This is a genomic window from Actinoplanes sp. NPDC048791 (genome assembly GCF_040650095.1).
Classification (GTDB): domain Bacteria; phylum Actinomycetota; class Actinomycetes; order Mycobacteriales; family Micromonosporaceae; genus Actinoplanes.
Genome location: NZ_JBEZGQ010001118.1, coordinates 1 through 2,565 on the forward strand (window position 1 = coordinate 1; position 2,565 = coordinate 2,565).

Consider the following 2,565-nt stretch of genomic DNA (forward strand, 5'->3'; position numbering starts at 1 on the left):
CGACGGCCCACCTCAGGAGGCCGCCGGCGGCGCGCCGGGTGACCACCATCGTGCTCGTGGCCGGGGCCAACGGCGGCCCGGGGGGCGACGCCGAGCTGACCCTGCGCGGGCACCGGACGGTGGGCGTGCCACTGCCCGGCCACGACCCCGGCGACGGTCAGTTCCGCCTGGCCTACCAGGCCCCGCAGGACCTGGCCGCGCTGGCCACCGAGCCTTCGCCGATGGCCGCGATCACCCTCGACGACTACGTCCGCGCTACCGTCGCGGTGGTTCGCCGCGCCGCCCGCAACGGACCGGTCGTGCTGTGGGGCGGCAGCATGGGGGGCGCCACGCTCAGCCGGGTCGGCAACGAGGTGCCGCACCTGATCGACCGGCTCGTCTACAGCTCGGCGTTCTGCTGCGTCGGCCTGCGCAGCGTCGGCGACTACCTGGCCACGCCGGAGGCGGCCGGCACGCTGCTGTTCGACCTCGGCGACGCGGCCCTGGCCGACCCGGCCGTGATCGGCGGTACGCGCACCAATTTCCGCACCGCCGACCCGGCCGTGCTGGCCAAGCTCAAGCAGGCACTGTGCGCGGGGGCCACCGACGCCGAGTTCCTGGCGATGCTCAACGGGATGTCCCCGGACGAGTCGGCGCAGGTGCCTCTCGACGACGCGCGCGGGCACCGGGACACGTGGGGCCGGATCCCGCGCACGTACATCCGGCACACTCTCGACCGGTGCATCCCGATCGCCCTGCAGGACCGGATGATCGCCGAGGCCGACGCGCTGACCCCGGACAACCGGTTCGACGTGCGCTCGGTCGCCACCTCACACGCTCCCGACGCCGCCGGCTGGCGGGCCATCGTGGAGATCGTCGACGGGCTGGTCCGGGGACGGTAGGAGCGTCTCCGGCAGGAACCGGAGGCGGACGGCGTCCGTCGGACTCATCGGTGCGCATCGCGCCGACCTGAGGCACGGACCGGAGGAGCGTCATGAGACGCAGGGCGATCACAATCGGCGTGGGGATGGTGCTGGCTGTGGCCGGATGCGAACGGCCGGCCGCGCCGGCTCGGACCCCGACGGCGACCACCGCGTCCCCGGCGGTTGCGTTCGACCTTCGCACGCATTGCGGCATCTTCGAGGTGAAGTTCCAAGGCCGCTACTACGAGGCCGTTCATCCGCTCTCCGACCCCGATGGCGTCAACCCTCCGGAGGGTTGGGGCAACCCCTACCAACGCGGCACGATGCGGATGCTCTCGGACACCGAGACGGAATTCCGCGACGAGGCCGGACACGTTGTGCTGTTCCGGCTCCGCCCCGAGGCCACGGCCGCGGAGCACCCTTGCTGGGACTGACGGTGTCGCCGCACGATCCGGCGACGCCACGGCAGCTGCCCCGAGCGTGCCGTCAGCGTCGCCGGCGCCGGCCCGGGGTCAGCGGAACGACCGGAAGGCCGCCCGCAGCTCCTGAGTGAACACCTGCGGCTCCTCCCAGGCCGCGAAGTGCCCACCCCGCCCGGCCTTGCTGTAGTGCCGGAGTGTCGGATAGCTCGCCTCGGCCCAGCTGCGCGGCGCCTGGAAGATCTCGCCCGGGAAGGCGCTGAACGCGACCGGGACGGTCACCGGCGCCTGCGGGTGGCCGGAGGTCTGTGCTCTCTCCCAGTACGCGCGGGCGGCCGACTCGCCGGTGCCGGTCAGCCAGTAGACCGAGACGTTGTCGAGGACGTGCTCCCGGGTGAGGTTGCCCGAGGGCGGGCCGCCGCGGAAGGCGCGGGAGATCTTGAGGTAGCTGTCGGTGTCGTGATCGAGCATCCAGGCCGCCAGGGCGACGGGTGAGTCCAGCAGGGCGTAGCCGATCGTCTGCGGCCGGGTCGACTGTTCGACCAGGTAGCCCCGGCCGGACGTCGAGAAGGTCTGCAGGGCGGCGGCCGCGGCCTTCTCCTCGTCGGTGTTCTTCGGCAGGTTGCCGGTGCCGCCCAGCGCCGGTACCAGCAGGTTCAGATGGATGCCGAGCAGTCCCGGCGGTGCCAGCCGGCTGAGGTTGTCGGTGACGGCGGCGCCGACGTCACCGCCCTGGGCGACGAAGTCGGTGTAGCCGAGGCGGTGCATGAGTTCCGCCCAGGCCCGTGCGGTCCGGTTGGTGTCCCAGCCGAGCTCGGCCGGTTTGCCGGAGAAGCCGTAGCCGGGGATCGACGGCAGGACCAGGTGGAAGGCATCCGCCGCGCTGCCGCCGTGCGCCGTCGGGTTGGTGAGGGGGCCGACGGTCTCGAGCAGTTCGACGATGGAGCCGGGCCAGCCGTGGGTCATCACCAGCGGCAGGGCGTTGCGGTGCCGCGAGCGGACATGGACGAAGTGGATGTCGACGCCGTCGATCTCGGTCCTGAACTGCGGGAGCGCGTTGAGTTTGGCCTCGAACCGGCGCCAGTCGTAGCTGGTCGCCCAGAACCGGGCGAGCGCCTGGGCGGTCGCCAGTTGCACGCCCTGCGAACGGTCGGCGACGAGCTCGCGGGACGGCCAGCGGGTGGCGGCGACACGGCGGCGCAGCTCGGCCACCTGCTCGCGCCGGATCGCGACCCGGAACGGGC

General features: G+C 72.7%; 3 protein-coding genes. 2 read left to right on the top strand and 1 reads right to left on the bottom strand.

Annotation, left to right across the window (positions count from 1 at the left end; genetic code table 11):
* Positions 1-881: alpha/beta fold hydrolase (locus AB0C29_RS43020; protein ID WP_360833370.1), on the top strand; the 881-nt coding region annotated here is incomplete at its 5' end.
* Positions 882-1,006: 125 nt separating this feature from the next.
* On the top strand, positions 1,007-1,336 hold the full coding sequence (locus AB0C29_RS43025; RefSeq protein WP_360833372.1) for a hypothetical protein: 330 nt from the start codon (positions 1,007-1,009) through the stop codon (positions 1,334-1,336).
* A 78-nt stretch (positions 1,337-1,414) separates the two neighbouring features.
* On the opposite strand, the gene AB0C29_RS43030 is transcribed toward AB0C29_RS43025, so the two are convergent.
* Positions 1,415-2,565: epoxide hydrolase family protein (locus AB0C29_RS43030; protein ID WP_360833374.1), on the bottom strand; the 1,151-nt coding region annotated here is incomplete at its 5' end.